This is a genomic window from Claveliimonas bilis, assembly GCF_020892095.1.
Lineage (GTDB): Bacteria > Bacillota > Clostridia > Lachnospirales > Lachnospiraceae > Claveliimonas > Claveliimonas bilis.
This window is the reverse complement of sequence record NZ_AP024845.1, coordinates 733,429-752,826: the sequence shown is the minus strand read 5'-3', so window position 1 is coordinate 752,826 and position 19,398 is coordinate 733,429. Positions and strand designations below refer to the sequence as shown.

Annotated in this window: 19 protein-coding genes and 1 other annotated feature; of the genes, 18 read left to right on the top strand and 1 reads right to left on the bottom strand. The window is 44.9% G+C overall.

What is annotated here, in order from left to right:
• Nucleotides 1-9: 9 nt before the first annotated feature.
• Nucleotides 10-618 carry a Type 1 glutamine amidotransferase-like domain-containing protein gene (locus EUBC25_RS03740; protein ID WP_230106879.1) on the bottom strand — a complete coding sequence of 203 codons (609 nt, stop codon included), beginning with the start codon at nucleotides 616-618 and terminating at the stop codon, nucleotides 10-12.
• 158 nt (nucleotides 619-776) lie between these two features.
• On the opposite strand from EUBC25_RS03740, the gene EUBC25_RS03735 reads away from it, so the two are divergent.
• From EUBC25_RS03735 to EUBC25_RS03650, 18 genes are all read left to right on the top strand, one after another.
• Nucleotides 777-1,703 carry a DUF1848 domain-containing protein gene (locus EUBC25_RS03735; RefSeq protein ID WP_230106878.1) on the top strand — a complete coding sequence of 309 codons (927 nt, stop codon included), beginning with the start codon at nucleotides 777-779 and terminating at the stop codon, nucleotides 1,701-1,703.
• Between the two features lie 26 nt (nucleotides 1,704-1,729).
• Complete coding sequence (locus EUBC25_RS03730; RefSeq protein WP_230106877.1) at nucleotides 1,730-2,533, top strand: protein-ADP-ribose hydrolase; 804 nt, start codon at nucleotides 1,730-1,732, stop codon at nucleotides 2,531-2,533.
• Nucleotides 2,534-2,645: 112 nt separating this feature from the next.
• Nucleotides 2,646-2,909: a binding site (T-box leader), on the top strand.
• A gap of 141 nt (nucleotides 2,910-3,050) precedes the next feature.
• A complete protein-coding gene (locus EUBC25_RS03725) occupies nucleotides 3,051-5,711 on the top strand; it encodes a valine--tRNA ligase (protein ID WP_230106876.1) in 2,661 nt (886 codons plus the stop codon).
• 49 nt (nucleotides 5,712-5,760) lie between these two features.
• Nucleotides 5,761-7,977: an LTA synthase family protein gene (locus EUBC25_RS03720; RefSeq protein WP_230107543.1), complete on the top strand. Its 2,217-nt coding sequence runs from the start codon at nucleotides 5,761-5,763 to the stop codon at nucleotides 7,975-7,977.
• A complete protein-coding gene (locus EUBC25_RS03715; protein WP_230106875.1) occupies nucleotides 7,974-9,275 on the top strand; it encodes a bifunctional folylpolyglutamate synthase/dihydrofolate synthase in 1,302 nt (433 codons plus the stop codon). Before EUBC25_RS03720 ends, EUBC25_RS03715 begins: the two co-directional genes overlap by 4 nt.
• Before the next feature lie 28 nt (nucleotides 9,276-9,303).
• Nucleotides 9,304-9,441, top strand: a complete 138-nt coding sequence (locus EUBC25_RS03710) for a hypothetical protein (protein ID WP_230106874.1) — start codon at nucleotides 9,304-9,306, stop codon at nucleotides 9,439-9,441.
• Nucleotides 9,442-9,459: 18 nt separating this feature from the next.
• On the top strand, nucleotides 9,460-10,779 hold the full coding sequence (locus tag EUBC25_RS03705) for a tetratricopeptide repeat protein (protein WP_230106873.1): 1,320 nt from the start codon (nucleotides 9,460-9,462) through the stop codon (nucleotides 10,777-10,779).
• 88 nt (nucleotides 10,780-10,867) lie between these two features.
• The gene (locus tag EUBC25_RS03700; RefSeq protein ID WP_230106872.1) at nucleotides 10,868-11,179 is read left to right on the top strand and encodes an STAS domain-containing protein; all 312 of its coding nucleotides are present in this window, start codon (nucleotides 10,868-10,870) and stop codon (nucleotides 11,177-11,179) included.
• Nucleotide 11,180: 1 nt separating this feature from the next.
• A complete protein-coding gene (spoIIAB, locus tag EUBC25_RS03695; protein WP_230106871.1) occupies nucleotides 11,181-11,648 on the top strand; it encodes an anti-sigma F factor in 468 nt (155 codons plus the stop codon).
• Nucleotides 11,627-12,340, top strand: a complete 714-nt coding sequence (gene sigF, locus EUBC25_RS03690; RefSeq protein WP_230106870.1) for an RNA polymerase sporulation sigma factor SigF — start codon at nucleotides 11,627-11,629, stop codon at nucleotides 12,338-12,340. Before spoIIAB ends, sigF begins: the two co-directional genes overlap by 22 nt.
• A 231-nt stretch (nucleotides 12,341-12,571) precedes the next feature.
• Nucleotides 12,572-13,255, top strand: coding sequence for a stage V sporulation protein AA (locus EUBC25_RS03685; protein ID WP_230106869.1), 684 nt, complete (start codon nucleotides 12,572-12,574; stop codon nucleotides 13,253-13,255).
• Nucleotides 13,203-13,640 (top strand): stage V sporulation protein AB, encoded by a 438-nt coding sequence (locus EUBC25_RS03680; RefSeq protein WP_230106868.1) that lies wholly within the window; start codon nucleotides 13,203-13,205, stop codon nucleotides 13,638-13,640. The genes EUBC25_RS03685 and EUBC25_RS03680 overlap by 53 nt, the downstream gene beginning before the upstream one ends.
• 44 nt (nucleotides 13,641-13,684) lie before the next feature.
• Complete coding sequence (locus EUBC25_RS03675) at nucleotides 13,685-14,152, top strand: SpoVA/SpoVAEb family sporulation membrane protein (RefSeq protein WP_230106867.1); 468 nt, start codon at nucleotides 13,685-13,687, stop codon at nucleotides 14,150-14,152.
• Complete coding sequence (locus EUBC25_RS03670) at nucleotides 14,149-15,159, top strand: stage V sporulation protein AD (protein WP_331471513.1); 1,011 nt, start codon at nucleotides 14,149-14,151, stop codon at nucleotides 15,157-15,159. The genes EUBC25_RS03675 and EUBC25_RS03670 overlap by 4 nt, the downstream gene beginning before the upstream one ends.
• A 17-nt stretch (nucleotides 15,160-15,176) precedes the next feature.
• On the top strand, nucleotides 15,177-15,533 hold the full coding sequence (gene spoVAE / locus EUBC25_RS03665) for a stage V sporulation protein AE (protein WP_230106866.1): 357 nt from the start codon (nucleotides 15,177-15,179) through the stop codon (nucleotides 15,531-15,533).
• Between the two features lie 191 nt (nucleotides 15,534-15,724).
• On the top strand, nucleotides 15,725-16,435 hold the full coding sequence (locus tag EUBC25_RS03660) for an ABC transporter ATP-binding protein (RefSeq protein ID WP_230106865.1): 711 nt from the start codon (nucleotides 15,725-15,727) through the stop codon (nucleotides 16,433-16,435).
• On the top strand, nucleotides 16,432-18,000 hold the full coding sequence (locus EUBC25_RS03655) for a COG1361 S-layer family protein (protein ID WP_230106864.1): 1,569 nt from the start codon (nucleotides 16,432-16,434) through the stop codon (nucleotides 17,998-18,000). Before EUBC25_RS03660 ends, EUBC25_RS03655 begins: the two co-directional genes overlap by 4 nt.
• Nucleotides 17,969-19,393: an ABC transporter permease gene (locus tag EUBC25_RS03650; RefSeq protein ID WP_230106863.1), complete on the top strand. Its 1,425-nt coding sequence runs from the start codon at nucleotides 17,969-17,971 to the stop codon at nucleotides 19,391-19,393. Before EUBC25_RS03655 ends, EUBC25_RS03650 begins: the two co-directional genes overlap by 32 nt.
• Nucleotides 19,394-19,398 lie beyond the last annotated feature (5 nt).

Here is a 19,398-nt window from a genome sequence, read left to right as displayed (position 1 = left end):
AGGCAGAAATCAGAAGAGTGTTTCACGCTCACCTTCTATCAGCAAAGCCTGATGGTCAGTGAGAAGTTTTAAGTTTAAAGAGTGAGAGAACTCTTCTTCGATGTTCTGTGCTTCCTTTCCAAGAAAGGAACCTTTGTAGTGGGGAACCACATAGAAAGGAACAAGGTCAAGGCCGGAATGATCCGTTAACCGGGGAGCTGATTCAGGTGCATCCATGGCGGCGGAATAGCCGATATCCGGCGAGGTGATAATAGCGCCGGCGGACTCTCCGATATACAGCTTTCCCTTTTCCACTTCACGGATCAGGAGTTTGTCTGTTCCGGTCCTTTTCATTTCCTGCAAAAGGAAGAAGGTATTTCCGCCGGAGACAAACAGAAAGTCACTTTCAGACAGAGTGCGGTCGATCACTTCATAGGGAGCAGAAGAAATTTCCAGCTTGACAGGGATCAGCCCCATATTGGACAAAGTAAGCATTTCAGCCTGGATCATATCGCCGCTGTTTTCGACAAGAGCGGCGGTGGGGATATAGGCAATGGTCTTTCCCTTTAGCTTTGGCTCTGCCTTTTTTAGAATATGAGTGACGTTTTGAAACAGGGATACAAGAAGTAATTTTTTCATACAGTCTCCTCTCTTTCTTTACTAAACCTATCATAGCGCAGGAAAAAAGGATATGCAAACTTTTGTTGGTCGGGGGAAAAGGGATGTGATATAATTTATATAAATTATGTACTTTTTAGTGGTTTGTTTACTTTTATCGGCAGAAAGTGAGAGGACATATGATTATCAGTGCAAGCAGAAGGACAGATATTCCGGCGCTGTATCCGCAGTGGTTTATGAACCGTTTGCTGGCGGAAGAAATTCTGGTGCCAAGTCCTTATAACAGAAAAAAAGTAAGCCGTATCCGTCTGTCTCCGCAGACAGTGGACTGTTTTGTGTTCTGGACCAAAAATCCGGAACCTATGCTGCCGTATCTGCGGATGATCGATCAGCTGGGATATTCCTATTACTTTGAAATGACAGTGACGGATTATGAAAAAGAGATTGAACCGGGACTGCCGACGACAGAGGACTCCATTGCCACCTTTATTCTGTTAAGTGAAAGGCTGGGGAAAAAGCGCGTGGATTTCCGCTTTGATCCTATTCTCCTGACAGAGAAATATTCGCTATCCTATCATATTGAAAAGTTTGATATGCTCTGTGAATGGCTTCACAAATATACTACGCGCTGTATTTTCAGTTTTGTGGATTCATATAAGGGATGTCCTTTTCAGGAAATGGAGGAGGAAGAGAAAATAGAAGTGGCGCAGGGACTTGCAAAAATAGCGGCGAAATACAATCTGCCATTATATACCTGTGCTGAAAAGATGAATCTGGAATCACTAGGAATCAGGCATGCCGCCTGCATTGACCGGAAGAAAGCGGAGGAAGTTGCAGGATATAAGCTGGACTTAAAGAAGGACAAGGGTCAGCGGCCGGAGTGCGGATGTTGTGAAAGTATTGATATAGGCATGTATGATACCTGCGTCCATGGATGCAGATACTGTTATGCGACGGCCAGTCTTTTCAGTGCGAAAAATAAAAAGAAGGAACATGATCCGGAATCTCCCATTTTAATAGGGAATCTCCGGGGAGATGAAACGATCACGGACCGGGAAATAAGATCCAGCCGCGACAATCAGCTGTCATTGTTTGATTTTATGTAGTAGGAAAAGAAAGGACAGGAAGAAGAATGACACATTCAGAAAAAGTATCATGGCTCATCCAACAGCTCATCAAAGAAAATCCAGGATATCATGCAGTCGGTGAACCCGTAGATGAGAGGGGAAAACGAAGGCTGCTAAGAAGTCTGATGAATGTCCGGTGGCCGAAGGAAGCGGATGAAGAAGTTCTGAAGATCCAGGATGAACTGCTTCAGGAGGAGCTTCAGGAAAAGGGGATTATTTATATAGAAGAGATTCCTGTTATTGCAAAGCTATACCCCTGCAGCAGCGTAAAAAACGGGGACCGTATTTCCCTTTGGCAGGGAGATATTACAAGGCTTGCGGCGGACGCCATAGTCAATGCGGCAAACTCACAGCTGCTGGGATGTTTTGTGCCCTGCCATGGCTGTATTGACAATGCTATTCACTCGGCAGCAGGTATTCAGCTTAGAAATGAATGCGCCAGGCTGATGGAAGAGCAGGGACACGATGAGCCCACCGGAAAAGCGAAGATCACTTTGGGATACAATCTTCCGGCAAAGCATGTGATCCATACGGTAGGACCGATCGTTGGGGTGAAAGTGACAAAACAGCAGGAAGAAGAGCTGAAATCCTGCTATCTTAGCTGCCTTCGGACTGCCGAAAAAAATCATCTTGATTCGATCGCGTTTTGCTGTATTTCTACCGGAGAGTTCCATTTTCCAAATAAATTGGCGGCGCAGATCGCAGTAGAGACAGTTGATAAATATTTATCCGGCTCTGGTATGAAAAGAGTAATATTTAACGTGTTTAAAGATGAGGATTTGCATATTTATCAGAAATTATTTCGATAAAAACAGATAAAGAGAACTGCTTCTTTCTGAAGTTCTTAAGAGTTTGTGAAAATTCGGTGAATATCTTGACAAAAAAGGCCTGGCTGGCTATGATTATCAATAGCTTATGAAGAGAAAGGCTGTGAAGAAGAGGAGTACACAGGAGAAGCCGTCCGAAAAGAGAGAACTGTCCTCAGGCTGAAAGACAGTTTGGAAGAGGAACTGTGGAAGGTAGCTTTGGAGCCGGACAGCTGAACCGATAGGAGATCAGATTATATGAGAGAAGTAAGCTGTCACGAAGTCGTTCCCGTTAAAGAACATGATGAGAAATGCAGAAGCATAAAGTTTTCTGTATAATAAATGAAGGTGGTACCGCGGAGAATGATTCGCCCTTTGCTGTAAGTGAGGGGTGATTTTTTATTCAATAGGAAACTCTGATTGTAAGACACAGGCTAAGTAAGCCGGCCTCTCATGGAACTGAAACAGACAGTCTGTAGTATCTGAAATTTGCACAGACCACATTATGAGGAGGAAACACATGAGCCAGAATCTGGAAAAAACCTACAATCCAAAAGAGATTGAACCAAAACTTTATGACAAATGGTGTGAGAACAAATATTTTCATGCAGAAGTAGACAGAAGCAGAAAACCGTTTACAACCGTAATGCCCCCTCCGAATATAACCGGAAAGCTTCATATGGGGCACGCGCTGGACAATACACTGCAGGATATCCTGATCCGCTATAAGAGAATGCAGGGATATAATACCCTCTGGATCCCGGGAACGGACCATGCAGCAATTTCTACCGAGGTGAAGGTTACGAATCAGCTGAAGGAAGAGGGAATTGACAAAAAAGAGCTGGGAAGAGAAAAATTCCTGGAGAGAACCTGGCAGTGGAAAGAAGAATATGCAGGAACGATCGAAGGGCAGTTGAAGAAACTGGGCGTATCCTGCGACTGGGACAGAGAGCGTTTTACCATGGATGAAGGATGTTCCAAAGCAGTAGAGGAAGTATTTATCAGCCTGTATGAGAAAGGCTATATCTATAAAGGATCCAGGATCATTAACTGGTGTCCGGTATGTAAAACTTCTCTTTCTGATGCGGAAGTAGAGCATGAGGAACAGGACGGACATTTCTGGCATATCAAATATCCGATCATCGGCACAGATGATTATCTGGAAATTGCAACCACACGTCCGGAGACAATGTTGGGAGATACAGCTATCGCTGTACATCCGGATGACGACCGTTACAAAGATATTGTAGGAAAGAAATGTCTCCTGCCGCTGACAGACCGGGAAATCCCGATTGTTGCGGATTCCTATGTAGACCGGGAGTTCGGTACAGGTGCAGTGAAGATCACGCCGGCCCATGACCCTAACGACTTTGAAGTTGGAAAGCGCCATAATCTGCCGGAGATCAACATTATGAATGATGACGCCACCATCAATGAGCAGTACGGCGGAAAATATGCCGGAATGGATCGGTATGAAGCAAGAAAGGCTATGGTGAAAGACCTGGAGGAGCAGGGATATCTTGTAAAAGTAGAGCCTCATTCTCACAATGTCGGAACTCATGACCGCTGTCATACAACGGTAGAGCCGCTTATCAAGCAGCAGTGGTTTGTTAAGATGGATGAACTTGCAAAACCGGCCATTGAGGCAGTAAAAAACGGAGATCTGAAATTTGTGCCGGAGCGATTTGACAAGATTTATCTTCACTGGCTGGAGAATATCCGCGACTGGTGTATTTCCCGGCAGATCTGGTGGGGACACAGGATTCCGGCGTACTACTGCGACGAGTGCGGCGAAGTAGTCGTATCAAGAGGAATGCCGGATAAATGTCCGAAGTGCGGATGCACTCACTTTACTCAGGATGAGGATACACTGGATACCTGGTTCAGCTCTGCGCTGTGGCCCTTCTCTACACTGGGGTGGCCCGAAAAGAACGAGGATCTTGATTATTTCTATCCTACAGATGTGCTGGTAACCGGATATGATATCATTTTCTTCTGGGTGATCCGCATGGTATTTTCCGGATATGCCCATACCGGAAAATCTCCGTTCCATACTGTATTTATTCATGGCTTGGTACGGGATTCCCAGGGACGTAAGATGAGTAAATCTTTAGGAAACGGTATTGATCCGCTGGAAATTATCGATCAGTATGGCGCTGATGCTCTCCGTATGACTCTGGTAACAGGAAACGCGCCTGGAAACGACATGCGTTTTTACAATGAGAGAGTAGAGGCAAGCCGTAATTTTGCCAATAAAGTATGGAATGCATCCAGATTCATTCTTATGAATATGGAAGGGAAAGAGATTCAAAAGCCAGATCAGGAAAGTCTGATGCCGGCCGATTGCTGGATCATGTCAAAATGCAACAAGCTGATCCATGACGTGACAGAGAATATGGACAAATTCGAGCTTGGGATCGCACTTCAGAAAGTCTATGATTTTATCTGGGATGAATTTTGTGACTGGTACATTGAATTTGTAAAACAGAGAATGTACGATGCCAAGGAGAATCCGAAGTCTGCAGGGGCTGCTCTCTGGGTGCTTCGCGAGGTGCTGAAAAATGCGTTGAAGCTTCTGCATCCGTTCATGCCTTTTGTGACAGAAGAAATTTACAGCAAACTGATTCCGGAAGAAGAATCTCTTATGATGTCCAAATGGCCGGAATACAGAGAAGACTGGGATTTCCCGCAGGCAGAAAATATTGTGGAACATCTCAAGAGACTGGCAACCGGTGTGCGTAACGTTCGTGCGGAAATGAATGTGCCGGCCGGAAGGAAGATCAAGATCTATGTTGTCAGTGAAGATCAGAAGCTGCGGGAAGGCTTTGAACTTTTAAAAGATGCAGTGCTTCGTCTGGCAAATGCAAGTGAATTTATTGTACAGAAGGACAAAGACGGAATTGCAGAGGACGCTATGTCTGTAGTGATTCCGGATGCAACAGCATACCTTCCTCTTGAAGATATGATTGATTTTGAACAGGAGCTGGAGCGTCTTACAAAAGAAGAAGAGCGCCTTAAAAAGGAGATTGCCCGTTCCAACGGTATGCTGAATAATGAAAAATTTGTCAGCAAAGCGCCGGAGGCAAAGGTGCAGGAAGAGCGGGACAAACTGGAGAAATATGAGCAGATGATGGCGCAGGTGCAGGAAAGACTTACAGGTTTAAAGGCTAAAATGTCCTAACAGTTTTACAAAAGGACCAGATATATTATAAAAAAGGCAAGGGATGACAATGAAAAAAATTCATTTGAAAAAGCCGGATATCAAAGGCACTTTTTCGAAATTGAGACATTTAAAAAAGGAAGATATAAAGGAATGGCACCGGAAGAAGAAAGAACGCCGGGAGCGGATACTGGAAGAGCGGCGGAACGGCCCTTTTGCCCGGAAGATGCAGCCAATCTATGCTTTTATGAACAGAATTTCATTGTTGCTTCATGCCTTTTGGGCGTGTGTGATCAATTTCATCATAGAGGCCATTTCAAGGCATTCTGTCTTTGAGGCCTGGGATTATATGGTGGGATCGCCGCTGGTATTTCTTTACAATGCCTTTATGATCTTTATGACCTTCACTGTGGTCTATCTGGTGCGAAGAAGGGTCTTTGCCAGAATCATCATCAGCGTACTCTGGCTTGTGCTGGGAGTCGCCAACGGCTATATGCTGATCAAGAGGGTAACGCCCTTTAACGCCCAGGATCTGAAAGTAGCAGGAGATGCAGTGTCTCTTATCAATAATTATTTTGACCCCATCGAGCTGATCGTGCTTGTCATAGGTATTGTGGCGGTTGTTCTCTGGGTTGTTTCCATGTGGCGCCGGGGCGGACAATATGAAGGCAAAATGCATCGTATTGCAGCTCTTATAGGTATTGCAGCTTGTTTCGGACTTTATACTTTTGTTTCGCAGGCGGCGCTTGATAAACGGGTTGTATCCAACTATTTTGGAAATATTGCTTTTGCCTATGAAGATTATGGTCTTCCCTACTGTTTTATGGCGAGTCTGTTTAATACCGGAATTGACGAACCTAACGGATACAGTGAAGAGACAATTGCGGAAATCAGCAATAACGGAGAACTTACAAAAAGTGAGACAGGCCGCTCGGATGAAGAGCTTCCCAATATCATTTTTATCCAGCTGGAATCTTATTTTGATGTAGATGAAGCGGAATTTTTCACTACATCGGAGGATGCCTCTCCGAATCTTCACGCCATGTTTAAAGAATATTCGTCTGGATATTTCAAGGTGCCATCCGTGGGAGCAGGGACAGCCAACACGGAATTTGAGGTGCTGACAGGAATGAATATGCGTTATTTCGGACCTGGAGAATATCCTTATAAGACGATTGTAAAATATCAGCCGACAGAGAGTGCGGCGTCTGCCCTTTCTGCCCTTGGGTACGGCACACATGCACTTCACAATAACGGAGGTAATTTTTACAGCCGTGCAGAGGTATATAATCAGATGGGATTCGATTCCTTCACCAGCAAGGAGTTTATGAATATCCTTCAGACAACAGAAAACGGCTGGGCGAAAGACGATGTGCTGATCGATCATATTCTGGAAGCAATGGACACGACAGAGCAGCAGGATTTTGTTTTTGGTGTCAGTGTTCAGGGCCATGGAGATTATCCGGAAGAGCAAATAATTGAAAATCCGAAGATCAAAGTAGAAGGGATCGAGGATGAGGCGACAAAAAATAAATGGGAATACTATGTAAATCAGGTATATGAGATGGATGCCTTTGCCGGCAAACTGGTTCAGAAAATTGAGGAGAGAGGGGAGCCGACAGTTGTTGTCTTTTATGGTGACCATCTTCCGACTATGGGGCTGGAGGCAGAGGATCTGAAGAGCCGATACCTGTACAATACAAATTATGTGATCTGGGATAATATCGGTCTGGAAAAAGAAGACCGTAATATTCCTTCCTATCAGATCGTAGCGGATGTTCTGGAAAGACTGGATATCCATTCAGGAACAGTTTTTAATTATCATCAGGAACGCCGCCAGACAAAAAATTACCTCGCTGACCTGGAGCTGCTTCAGTATGATATTATGTACGGAGAGCAATATGTCTATAACGGCAATCCGCCTATCACGGAAGGCCATATGCAGATGGGCGTTAAAGATGTGGAACTTACCGATCTTGTACCGAAGCTGGATGAAGGGTACAGTCTGTACGGACAGAATTTTACAAAGAACAGCAGAGTATATGTCAATGGGGAACGGCAGCAGAGCAAATTTTTAAATAACACGAGAATAGAGCTTTCAGAGACAACGCTGGAAAACGGAGATATCATTACTGTCAGCCAGGTGGGATCCAGCAATACTGTTTTCCGCACATCCTGTGAATATGAATACCAGGATGGCAAACTGATCGAAAGACCGGGCACCGGAAGTGCAGATAAAGGCGTTTCATGGATAGAAGCGACCGGAGGAAGGGGAACAGGAAAATGACATATGAAGAAGCAGCTGCATATATAGCGGAAATTCCTAAATTTACGGAAAAGCATGAGCTTGCCCATACAAGAGAATTTTTGAGAAGACTGGGAAATCCCGGTATAGACCGGAAGGTCATTCATGTGGCCGGCACAAACGGAAAAGGGTCCGTATGCGCATATATGCAGGCGATTCTTCTCGCAATGAAAAAAAGGACCGGCTTTTTTACTTCTCCTCATTTGATCGTGATAAATGAGAGGATCCGGATCAATAATATTCAGATAGGAAACGAAAAATTTCTGGAGATATTTCAGAAGGTGAAAAAGACAGTGGATGGGATGGCAGCAGATGGCATTGCCCATCCTTCCTATTTTGAATTTCTTTTTGGAATGGCGATGCTGGCTTTTGAAGAGGCTGATGTGGAATACATTATTCTGGAGACCGGCCTTGGAGGACGGCTGGATGCTACCAACGCAGTGGAGCATCCGATTCTTACCATCATTACATCTATCAGTCTGGATCACACCCAGTATCTGGGAAATACAGTCAGGGAAATTGCAAAAGAGAAGGCGGGAATTATAAAAGAAGGAGTTCCGATCATTTTCGACGGCACAGATGAGGAAGCGTCAGAAGTAATCATAAAGCGTGCGCTTGAGGCTCATGCCAGGTGTAGAAAACTTACGAAAAATGCGTACGAAATCCGGGAAATCACTAAGAAACATATTGCTTTTTCAAGAAGCAGTGCGTATGATAAAGATGTCCTTTGGAGTATAAACGGATGCGGAATTTACCAGCCTATGAATGTATCCCTTGCATTGGAGGCAATGGAATGTGTCCTGGATGACAGGGAAAAGGATTACGAAATGTGGCAGAAAGCGGTGGCGTCTGTTACATGGGAAGGGAGAATGGAAGAAATCCTTCCGGGAATTTTTCTGGACGGAGCCCATAATCCCGGGGCGATCCGTGTCTTTGCAGATACGCTGAAAGCTTTGAAGGAAACGGAAGCAGTTATTTTGTTTTCTGCTGTGGCAGATAAAGAATACGGGACAATGATCGAGATCCTTTGCCGGGAAGTTCCGGCAAAACAGTATATTATCACAGAAATAGAAGATGGAAGAAAAGTTTCTGCCCGGGAATTGGCAGAAGTTTTTCATCGGTATACAAGCCGGGAAGTCTGTATATGTCCGGATGTGAAGAAGGCGTTTCTTACAGCTGCCGCTAAAAAGGGAAACGGAAAGCTGTTCTGTGTCGGGTCATTGTATCTGATCGGAGAGATACGCCGGATGATAAAAGAAAAAGAAGTGGAAATGAATTGACACCTGCCAGCTTAAAGGAGGTATGAAAATGCTGAATTATGAAGAAGAGCTGAAGAAATTTCAGCCAAGTGTAGAAGTAGAGGATATTGAAGATGCCGTATATCAGGAAGACCTTACTGATATGACAGACATTCTTCGGGAAATGATTGAACAGACGAACAAATAGGAAGAATACGGGGATCATATGGAGTATACAAAGAAATTAGTATATCAGTCCAATTACTGGTATAATGATGGCCTTAAACGGGCTCGTATCAGAGATATGTCGGGAGCGATAGGATCTCTGAAGAAGAGCCTTCAGTATAATAGTGAAAACATTGCGGCAAGAAATTTGCTGGGACTGGTTTATTATGGCCGGGGCGAAGTGGGAGAAGCTCTGGTGGAATGGATCTTAAGCAAAAATTTCCAGTCTCATGAAAACATTGCCAATTATTATATAAAAAAATTACAGGAGAATCCGACAGAGCTGGAGAAGGTAAATCAGGCAATACGAAAATTTAATCAGAGTCTGGATTACTGTTATCAGGATGGGGAAGATCTGGCAATTATTCAGCTGAAAAAAGTAGTGGATGCCCATCCGACTTTTCTAAAGGCATATCAGCTGCTGTCTCTTTTGTATATACACACACAGCAGTATGGAAAAGCAAAGCATACTTTAAAGGCAGCACATAAACTGGATACTACAAACGACATCACACTGCGGTATATGCATGAGATGAATGAGCTGCGCCGTAAAAGGGCCATAAAGCAGGCAGAAAAGAAGGAAGAAAAACCTCAGACTGTCACATACAACATCGGCAATGAGACGATCATTCAGCCGGCGTCCAGCGGAGTCAAAGAAAATGCCGGACTGATGACAGTGATCAATATTATCATCGGTATTGTAGTGGGGGTTGCGGTCATGTGGTTTTTGATCATGCCGGCAGTGAACCGTTCTACTGCAGACAGGACCAATAAACAGGTGCGGGAGTTCAGCGATCAGATTGCAGAACAGGAGGCGCAGATCAGCGCACTGCAGACAGAGCTGGAAAGTTACCGCGCTACAAGTGAGGAGACAGAAAATGCCCAGCAGACAGCCAAGTCCACACTGGACAGTTATGAGATCGTTCTTAGTATGTACGATCATTATCTGAATCAGGACATGAGTGATTCTGCCATGGTGGAAGAGCTTTTAAAAGTGAATGCGGATTCTCTGGGAACTCTGGGACGGGAGCAGTTTGATACCATGACAGGGGACATTTACAGTCGTTACAGTGAGGTGCTGTACAGTACGGCGCAGGAAAACTTCCAGGTAGCTAATTACGCGGATGCCATTACAAATTTAAGTACAGTCATGCAGATGAACGAAGGCTATGACGATGGACAGGCAATGTGGCTTCTGGCCCAGGCCTATGAAGCTTCCGGGGATACGGAAAATGCCAATACCTGGAAACAGAAAGTGGAAGAGAATTACCCCGACATTGACACATCGGGACAGACAGAAGATACCGGGGAAGAACAATAGAACAGTGGTGATACGAAAGAAAAGGATATGTAATAAAAGTTACATATCCTTTTGTCATAGATAGACTATTTTTGAGGAGGAATACGATATGAAGTATCAGGTACAGGAAAATTGTCTTACGATTTTTCTGCCCAGCGATGTGGATCATCACAATGCAGAAGAGATTAAAAAGGAGGCGGATCATCTCATTGACAGAGAACACATCCGCTACATTATCTTTGACTTTGCAGACACCAGTTTTATGGACAGTTCCGGAATCGGGGTAATTATGGGACGCTATAAGAAAGTATACATGATGGGTGGCGAGGTATGGGCAGTGCATACCAGCGAGCGGATGAAGAAAATACTGACAATGTCAGGAGTAATGAAGATCATGCAGCTATATGAGGAGGAAAAATAAAATGGAACATATCGGGGAAGTATACAATGAAATGGAAGTGAGTTTCGACAGTCATTCATCCAATGAAGCATTTGCAAGAGTCACAGTGGCGGCATTTATGACTCAGCTCAACCCTACAGTGGAAGAGGTGTCTGATGTCAAGACGGCTGTGTCGGAAGCGGTGACAAATGCCATTATCCATGGCTATAACAGTACGCTTAATAAAGTACATATTAAGGCGTGGATACAGGGAAAATCAATTTATCTTGAAATTTCGGATCAGGGAGTGGGGATCACTGATGTGAAAAAGGCTATGGAGCCGCTGTTTACTACAAAACCGGATCTGGAACGATCCGGAATGGGATTTTCTTTTATGGAGGCTTTTATGGATGAACTGGAGGTGGAATCAGCGCCCGGGAAAGGGACAACGGTAAAAATGAAAAAGGAAATCGGCAAAGGAAGGGAATTATGGACCACACAATCGCTTTGATTCAGAAATCTCACCAAGGGGATGAAGAGGCAAAAGCACAGATTGTGGAGGAAAACACCGGGCTGATATGGTGTGTGGTAAAACGATTTTATAACCGTGGGGCGGAAGCAGAAGACCTGTTTCAGATCGGAAGTATCGGGCTTTTAAAAGCGATAGACAAATTTGATCTGTCCTATGATGTGAAATTTTCCACCTATGCGGTTCCTATGATCTCCGGAGAAATCAAACGATTTCTTCGGGATGACGGTATGATCAAAGTAAGCCGCTCGCTCAAAGAGATGGCTTACAAAGCTCATTGCTGCAGAGAAAAACTGCAGGGTGAAAACGGGGATGAACCGTCCCTTGGAGAAATTGCAAAGACGATGCAGGTTGATAAAGAAGAACTTGTACTTGCCCTTGAGGCGGGGGCAGAGATAGAGTCGCTTCATAAGACAATCTATCAGAAGGACGGCCACGAGATACAGCTTTTGGATAAGCTGGAGGAAAAGGAGGAAAGAGAGGAAGCGGTTTTAAACCGTATGCTGCTTAGCCAGCTTTTGGAACAGCTCCGGCCGGAGGAAAGACAGCTTATTTATTTGAGATATTTTGCAAATAAAACCCAGACAGAAGTAGGAAAAATACTCGGCATATCACAGGTCCAGGTATCGAGAATGGAAAAAAGGATTCTGGAAGAAATGAGAGAGAAGATTTAAAAGGCATACCCAATGTATATTTTTTACTGGCTGAAACCATACTAAACATCAAGGTTATACGAAAAGGAGAGAAACGTATGGAGAAAGCCAGGAAAAAAATAAGGGTATGCCTTATCTTTGTGGTGACATTAGCTGTTGCTGTAGGAGTAATCTATTATTTTCGGGATGTCAGAGGCAGCGAACAGGTTACAGACGGTACACTGGTGAGGATAGAACAGGAGGTGCCAGAAAGTGTCTCAGGTGAAAGCGACAATTTATATAAAATCAGACAGGAATGTAGAAGTTACCAAACCGGATGTGACGTTAGGGGATATTTTTCAGGTAGAATGCAGCAATCCGGTTATCCTTGCTAAAGTAAAAACTCTGAAGCTTTTTCGTTTTCATTCTGCGGATAAAAAGGTCAGCCGGACAGTTCTCTCTGTTTTGAAGGTGATCGAGCTGATCCACAAAGAATTTCCGGAGGCAGAGGTACAGAATCTTGCAGAGCCGGATGTCATCATTACTCTGGCAGATAAAAGATCAGGAAGCAAAGCGGTCCACATCGCCAAGACAGCCGGAGTAGTGTTTTTAACATTTGCCGGGGCGGCGTTTTCTATTATGGCCTTTAACAATGATGTGGATACAGCAAAACTCTTTCGGCAGATTTATACACTTCTGACCGGAAAAGTATCCGACGGATTTACAGTTCTGGAGTTTACTTACTGTATCGGTCTGATTATGGGGATCCTTGTATTCTTCAATCATTTCGGAAAAAAGCGGTTTTCGGCAGATCCGACTCCCATTGAGGTGGAAATGAGAACTTATGAAAATGAAATACAGAGTACTCTGATTGAGGCCTATTCCAGAAAGGAGAAGGAAATTGATGTGGGGACAACAGATCATACAGCAGGTCATTCTGGGCCTCATAGGACTTAGCGCCGGAATCACAGTGGCAGGCGGCCTGTTTTCCTTTATTATCGAACTGGGGATTTTATCAGATTTTGCCGACAGAACTCATACGGGAGAGCACATCCTGCTTTATGAGGATGCGGCTGCATTAGGAGGCATATTGGGAAATATATTTTTTGTTTTTCAGATATCTATTCCGGGAGGAACATGGATCCTGCCGCTTTTCGGGATCCTGGCAGGCATGTTTGCCGGATGCTGGGCAATGGCGCTGGCAGAGGTTCTGAATGTATTTCCTGTATTCATCAGAAGGATTAAGATTTCAAGATGTATACCGTGGGCAATTCTGGGGATGGCTGTGGGAAAATGTGTCGGAGGACTGCTGTTTTTCTGGAATCGCTGGGGAGGATTTTAAAAGGCCGTGCCAATGAAATTTTAAAGAGGAAGGGTGGATCAAACGTGGGCAATTTAACAGAAAAAGAAAAGAAAGCTTATGAAGAATATGTGAAGAAAAAGACACCGGTCCATAATCTTCCGCTTAATATGCTGAAAGCATTTATTACAGGCGGGATCATTTGTATGATTGGTGAATTTATACTGAATTATTGTGAAAAATGCGGATTGGATAAAAATATGAGCGGAAGCTGGAATTCGGTTATTCTGGTATTGATCAGTGCTGTTTTAACAGGACTGAATCTTTATCCCAAAATTGCAAAATGGGGAGGAGCCGGGGCCCTGGTTCCGATCACCGGATTTGCCAATTCTGTGGCGGCACCGGCTATTGAGTATAAAAAAGAAGGACAGGTTATGGGAATCGGCTGTAAGATTTTTACCATTGCCGGGCCGGTCATTTTATATGGAATCTTCACAAGCTGGCTTCTGGGATTTATTTACTGGCTGGCAGGAAAGGCAGGTGTCTTGGGATGATCCAGAAAACAAAAGGAGCTCAGAGCCTTTCTTTCACAGAGACACCGTATCTGATCAGCAGCGGGTCTGTTGTAGGCAAAAAAGAGGGAGAGGGACCGCTGGGAAATTTGTTTGACATGGTAGGAGATAATCTGTTTGGAGCAAAGACGTGGGAAGAGGCAGAAGGTACGATGCAAAGTGAAGCCTGTATCCTGACACTGGGAAAGGCACATGTGTCAGCAGAGCAGGTCCGCTATCTGTACGGAGGAGACCTGCTGCGCCAGGGAATTGCCACATCCATGGGCGTGGAAAAGCTTCAGATTCCCATGTTTGGTCTGTTCGGCGCATGCTCTACTTCAGGGGAAGCGCTGGCGCTTGCCTCTATGGCAGTGGCGGCCGGTTACGGGGAATATATGCTGGCTGTGACATCCAGCCATTTCGGGACTGCGGAAAAAGAATTTCGCTTCCCTTTAAGCTACGCGAATCAACGGCCGCTTTCGGCCCACTGGACTGTAACAGGAAGCGCTGCCTTCCTGGTGGGGAGGAAGAAAAGTCCGGTAAAGATCACCGGCGTGACCGTGGGGAAAATTATAGATTACGGACTGAAAGATTCCCAGAATATGGGTGCATGTATGGCGCCGGCGGCAGCAGATACCATTATGCAGAATCTGGAAGATTTCGGAAGAAGCATAGAGGAATATGACCGGGTTGTTACAGGGGATCTGGGGTATGTAGGAAAAAGTATTTTAGTAGATCTGATGCGGGAAAAAGGGGTGGATATAGAAAAGAATCATATAGACTGCGGAATGACAATCTTCGACCAGAAAACACAGGATACCCATTCCGGAGGAAGCGGATGCGGGTGCGCGGCAGTGACGTTGTCCTCTTATATTCTACCGAAGATAGCGGGCGGTGAATGGAAGAAAGTGCTCTTTGTCCCTACAGGGGCGCTGATGTCGACGGTAAGCTATAATGAGGGATCCAGCGTACCCGGAATCGCCCATGGGATTGTGCTGGAAACAGCGTAAGGAGGTGTGAGTGTGATATGGAATATTTCAATGCGTTTTGGGTCGGCGGCATTATCTGCGCCCTGGTCCAGATTCTGCTGGACCGGACAAAGCTGATGCCGGGCCGCATTATGGTGCTGCTGGTGTGCAGCGGGGCAGTGCTTGGCTTTTTTCATATTTATCCGCCCTTTGTGGAATTTGCCGGGGCGGGGGCTACCGTTCCACTGCTCGGTTTTGGAAATACTCTGTGGAGCGGAGTGCAAAAAGCAATTGAGGAGAACGGATTTATCGGTATTTTCCTGGGAGGATTTCAGGCGAGTGCAGCCGGAATTTCATCAGCTCTGATCTTCGGATATCTTGCTTCTCTGATCTTTGAACCGAAAATGAAAAAATAAAGAATCTTAAGACAATATTAAAGAAAAACCTAAGGTTATATTAGGAATTGTATGATACGCTCTTCCTGCATACGTTACAGAAATGCATTTCCATGCAGGAGCAGTATTCTGACATTGATTATCTGAATGCAGGGATACTGTCCTGTACGGAAAAGGCAGTATGAAATAAGCCAAGAGAGGATATACAGAGCATGCAAAAAGTCATTGAGGTGAACGATCTCTACAAATTGTACCGTGTAGGTGATGAAGCGGTGCGGGCTCTGAACGGGGTCAGCTTTCAGATCTATAAGGGAGAATTCTGTGCAATTGTAGGGACGTCCGGATCAGGTAAATCTACTCTTCTTAATATGCTGGCCGGTCTGGAAAAACCCACAAAGGGAGAAGTTGTAATCAGTGGACGGCATATAGAGAAGATGAATGAGGAGCAGCTTGTCAAATTCAGAAGGGAGCATGTAGGCTTTATTTTTCAGTCTTTTCATTTGATCGGAACGCTGGATGCCGTAGAAAATGTTGCGCTTCCCTTAAGTTTCCGCGGGGTAAAAAGAAGTGTAAGAATGAAAAAGGCAGATCAGATGCTGGATCTTGTCAAATTGGGAAAACATAAGAAGCATCTTCCGAATCAGATGTCGGGAGGACAGCAGCAAAGGGTAGGCGTAGCAAGAGCGCTTGTTATGGAACCGGATATTATCTTTGCTGATGAGCCTACGGGAAATCTGGATTCCCACACATCCAAAGAGGTCATGCATCTTATGCAGACGGTTGTGAGAGAGCAGAAGCGCACACTTGTCATGGTGACTCATGATCTGCAGCTTGCGTCTTATGCAGACCGGATTTTTCATATTATAGACGGAAAGATTGTAAAAGTAGAAGAAAAACAGAGAGAAAAGGAGAGGGAAATATGAAGCAGATAAAAAAAATAGCAGCTGCGGTTCTGATGATGACGGTGATCTGGGGGATGGTAAGTCCGACGCCGCTTAAAGCAGCAGCCAGTCAATTAGAAGTCAGTGTTCCGGATAATAAGGTTCTTACATACAAACAAGGCGATAAAAAGGAGTTCAAAGTATGTATCGCTAATACGGGCGAAAGTGACCTGACAAAAATCACAGTTGTCCCCAAACTTAGAAACAGTGGAGATAAGTGGCCGTTTCAGACGGAATACCAAAGCTACAGTCAGACAATAGAAACGCTGGAGGCAGGAAAAAGCGGGGAAGTGTCGTTTGATTTTACAGCAAGGAAGAACGCAGATGCGGGACGATACACTTTAAGCTTCGATATATCTGCCTTTGGAGAAGAAGGAGAAGAGGTGTTAAATACAAGTTCCTTCTATGTCAATATTGCAGCAAAAGAGCAGCAGAAACCACAGACGGGAGGAGATAAAAAGCCCGCTTCCCCACAGGGATCAGATCAGATGGGGGCAGGATCCGGAAACTCTGGAAGTGCCGGAAACTCTGGAAGTACAGACGGATTTTTAGATGGAAACAGTTCACAGCTTCTGGCAGCTGCAGGAGGTTTTGACAATGGAGCTGTGACAGGAGGAGGCGGAGAAGGAAATACTTCCGGATCTGTTCCGCGAGTGATCGTGACAGGATTCGACACAAATCCGGCTGAAGTAAAAGCAGGAAGCAATTTTACGCTTACAATACATTTGAAAAACACATCTAAGGCAACGAGAGTTTCCAATATGCTTTTTGATCTGGAGGCACCGTCAGAAGGATCCGATGAGCAGACGACATCACCGGCATTTCTTCCTTCATCAGGCTCCAGCTCCATTTATCTGGATGGGATCAAAGCAGGGGGAACAGCAGATATTTCCATTCAGCTGAATGCGAAAGCAGATTTAGTACAAAAGCCATACAGTATTAATCTGTCTATGAAATATGAAGACGGAAATGCAGCACAGGTAGAGGCTGCCTCCAGCTTGTCCATTCCTGTAAAACAGGATGCAAGGTTTGAAATGAGCGATTTTGAGATCACTCCAGCTACGATTGCGGCAGGGGAGGAAGCCAACATTACCAGCAGTCTCTATAATCTGGGAAGAGTAAAGCTTTATAATGTAAAAGCAGTGTTTGAAGGTGAAGGAATCAAAAAAGAAGAGATATTTTTAGGAAATGTGGAACCTGGTGCAAGTACGGATATCGATGCAATGCTGGAGGGGACAGAACCTACATCAGGCATGAAAGACATGAAGATGACTTTAAGTTATGAAGACGAGGCAGGACAGGTAGCTACAGCAGAGAAAACCTTTCAGTTGGAAATCACAGAGATGGAAGATACCGCAGCTATGACTGACTTTTCCAATACGGAGGAAGAAAAGGGATTTCCAGTGATTCCTGTAGCAGTGGCGGCAGTCATATTGGCAGCGGCGGCAGCTGTTATTGTTGTAAGAAAGGGAAAGAAGAAGAAAATGGACGCTCTGGAAGAGGAGGGATTGCTGGATGAACTGGATCGATCTTCTGAGAATGAGTAGTGGAAACTTAAAGCGCAGAAAACTTCGGACATTTCTGACTGTCCTGGGTGTGATCATTGGGACAACCTCCATTGTTGTCATGATTTCTCTGGGTCTTGGGATGCAGCAGATGATTTATCAGGAGATTGAGCAGTCGGGAGGCCTTAACACGATCACGGTCAGCAGCGGAAGCACGGGAAACGGTATGACGTCCTACAGCAGCGGTGGAGCCGGCGAAGAGGAAAAAGAAAAATGGATTACAGATTCTGTTGTAGAACAGTTTTCACAGATTGAGCATGTAGTGTCAGCGCAGCCTGTGTACAGGATGTCGGTTATGCTTCTGAAAGGAGGATATCAGAGTTGGACGGAGCTGATAGCAATGACGCCGGAAGGACTGGCATCGCAGAATATTGACCTGGCTCCGGGAGGAAGGCTGCCGCAGACAGGGACAGGACAGTTGGAGCTGCTTTATGGAAATGGGATTATTACATCTTTTGCAGATAAAAAAGGTAATAATAGTTATTACGAAACGGGAGAACTTCCGGATATCGATCTGGCACATGATTCTATGTTCCTCGTTTTGGATGAAGCAGGATATCAGGCAGGACAGGATCCTTCAGCGATGTCCGCAGGCACAGGTGATCAGACTGACGGAGAAGGGACAGGGCAAAATCCGACAAAAGCGGCTAAAAAACATGCAGTGCATGCAAGCGGAGTAGTGGCTGGTGATGTGGATTTCTATAATAGTCACTACTATAATGTTTATTGTGATCTGGATACATTAAAACCGATGCTGAAGAAAGAATTTTCCGGCAGGGCGATTCCCGGACAGCCGGTTACAAAATCCGGAAAGCCATATAAAGAGTTCAGTTATACACAGGCGCAGGTAAAAGTGGACGACATTCATGCGGTTGACGAGACAGCGGCTATGATCCGGCAGATGGGATTTCAGGCAGACACTAATGTGGAATATCTGGAAAGCGCCAAAGGGCAGCTTAAAATCATACAGGCTGTTCTTGGCGGGATCGGAGCAGTTTCCCTTCTTGTGGCAGCGATCGGAATTGCCAATACTATGATGATGTCTATCTATGAGAGGACGAAGGAGATCGGAGTTATTAAAGTGCTGGGATGCAGTCTGAGAAATATAAAAGAAATGTTTTTGATGGAAGCGGCATTTATCGGGCTGCTGGGGGGAGCCATAGGGAGTATTCTAAGTTATATCATTTCGACTGTTATTAATGTTATTGTATCGTCCAGTAAGGCTATGGGAATAGAAGGGGAAATTTCCTATATTCCATTGTGGCTTATCATGGCAGCAGTTGTATTTGCTGTATTTGTAGGAATGGCGGCCGGCTATTTTCCGGCGCTTAGAGCTATGAGGCTAAGCCCTCTGGCGGCGATACGAAATGACTAAAAAGA

Excerpts from the sequence above, each read along its gene's own strand:
- spoVAE (WP_230106866.1), top strand. The coding sequence starts at position 15,177 with ATGGAATATTTCAATGCGTTTTGGGTCGGCGGCATTATCTGCGCCCTG.
- EUBC25_RS03655 (WP_230106864.1), top strand. The coding sequence starts at position 16,432 with ATGAAGCAGATAAAAAAAATAGCAGCTGCGGTTCTGATGATGACGGTG.
- EUBC25_RS03705 (WP_230106873.1), top strand. The coding sequence starts at position 9,460 with ATGGAGTATACAAAGAAATTAGTATATCAGTCCAATTACTGGTATAAT.
- sigF (WP_230106870.1), top strand. The coding sequence starts at position 11,627 with ATGGACCACACAATCGCTTTGATTCAGAAATCTCACCAAGGGGATGAA.
- EUBC25_RS03720 (WP_230107543.1), top strand. The coding sequence starts at position 5,761 with ATGAAAAAAATTCATTTGAAAAAGCCGGATATCAAAGGCACTTTTTCG.
- EUBC25_RS03650 (WP_230106863.1), top strand. The coding sequence starts at position 17,969 with ATGAACTGGATCGATCTTCTGAGAATGAGTAGTGGAAACTTAAAGCGC.
- EUBC25_RS03715 (WP_230106875.1), top strand. The coding sequence starts at position 7,974 with ATGACATATGAAGAAGCAGCTGCATATATAGCGGAAATTCCTAAATTT.
- EUBC25_RS03735 (WP_230106878.1), top strand. The coding sequence starts at position 777 with ATGATTATCAGTGCAAGCAGAAGGACAGATATTCCGGCGCTGTATCCG.
- EUBC25_RS03730 (WP_230106877.1), top strand. The coding sequence starts at position 1,730 with ATGACACATTCAGAAAAAGTATCATGGCTCATCCAACAGCTCATCAAA.
- EUBC25_RS03700 (WP_230106872.1), top strand. The coding sequence starts at position 10,868 with ATGAAGTATCAGGTACAGGAAAATTGTCTTACGATTTTTCTGCCCAGC.
- EUBC25_RS03725 (WP_230106876.1), top strand. The coding sequence starts at position 3,051 with ATGAGCCAGAATCTGGAAAAAACCTACAATCCAAAAGAGATTGAACCA.
- EUBC25_RS03660 (WP_230106865.1), top strand. The coding sequence starts at position 15,725 with ATGCAAAAAGTCATTGAGGTGAACGATCTCTACAAATTGTACCGTGTA.
- EUBC25_RS03740 (WP_230106879.1), bottom strand. The coding sequence starts at position 618 with ATGAAAAAATTACTTCTTGTATCCCTGTTTCAAAACGTCACTCATATT.
- EUBC25_RS03710 (WP_230106874.1), top strand. The coding sequence starts at position 9,304 with ATGCTGAATTATGAAGAAGAGCTGAAGAAATTTCAGCCAAGTGTAGAA.
- EUBC25_RS03680 (WP_230106868.1), top strand. The coding sequence starts at position 13,203 with ATGTGGGGACAACAGATCATACAGCAGGTCATTCTGGGCCTCATAGGA.
- spoIIAB (WP_230106871.1), top strand. The coding sequence starts at position 11,181 with ATGGAACATATCGGGGAAGTATACAATGAAATGGAAGTGAGTTTCGAC.
- EUBC25_RS03670 (WP_331471513.1), top strand. The coding sequence starts at position 14,149 with ATGATCCAGAAAACAAAAGGAGCTCAGAGCCTTTCTTTCACAGAGACA.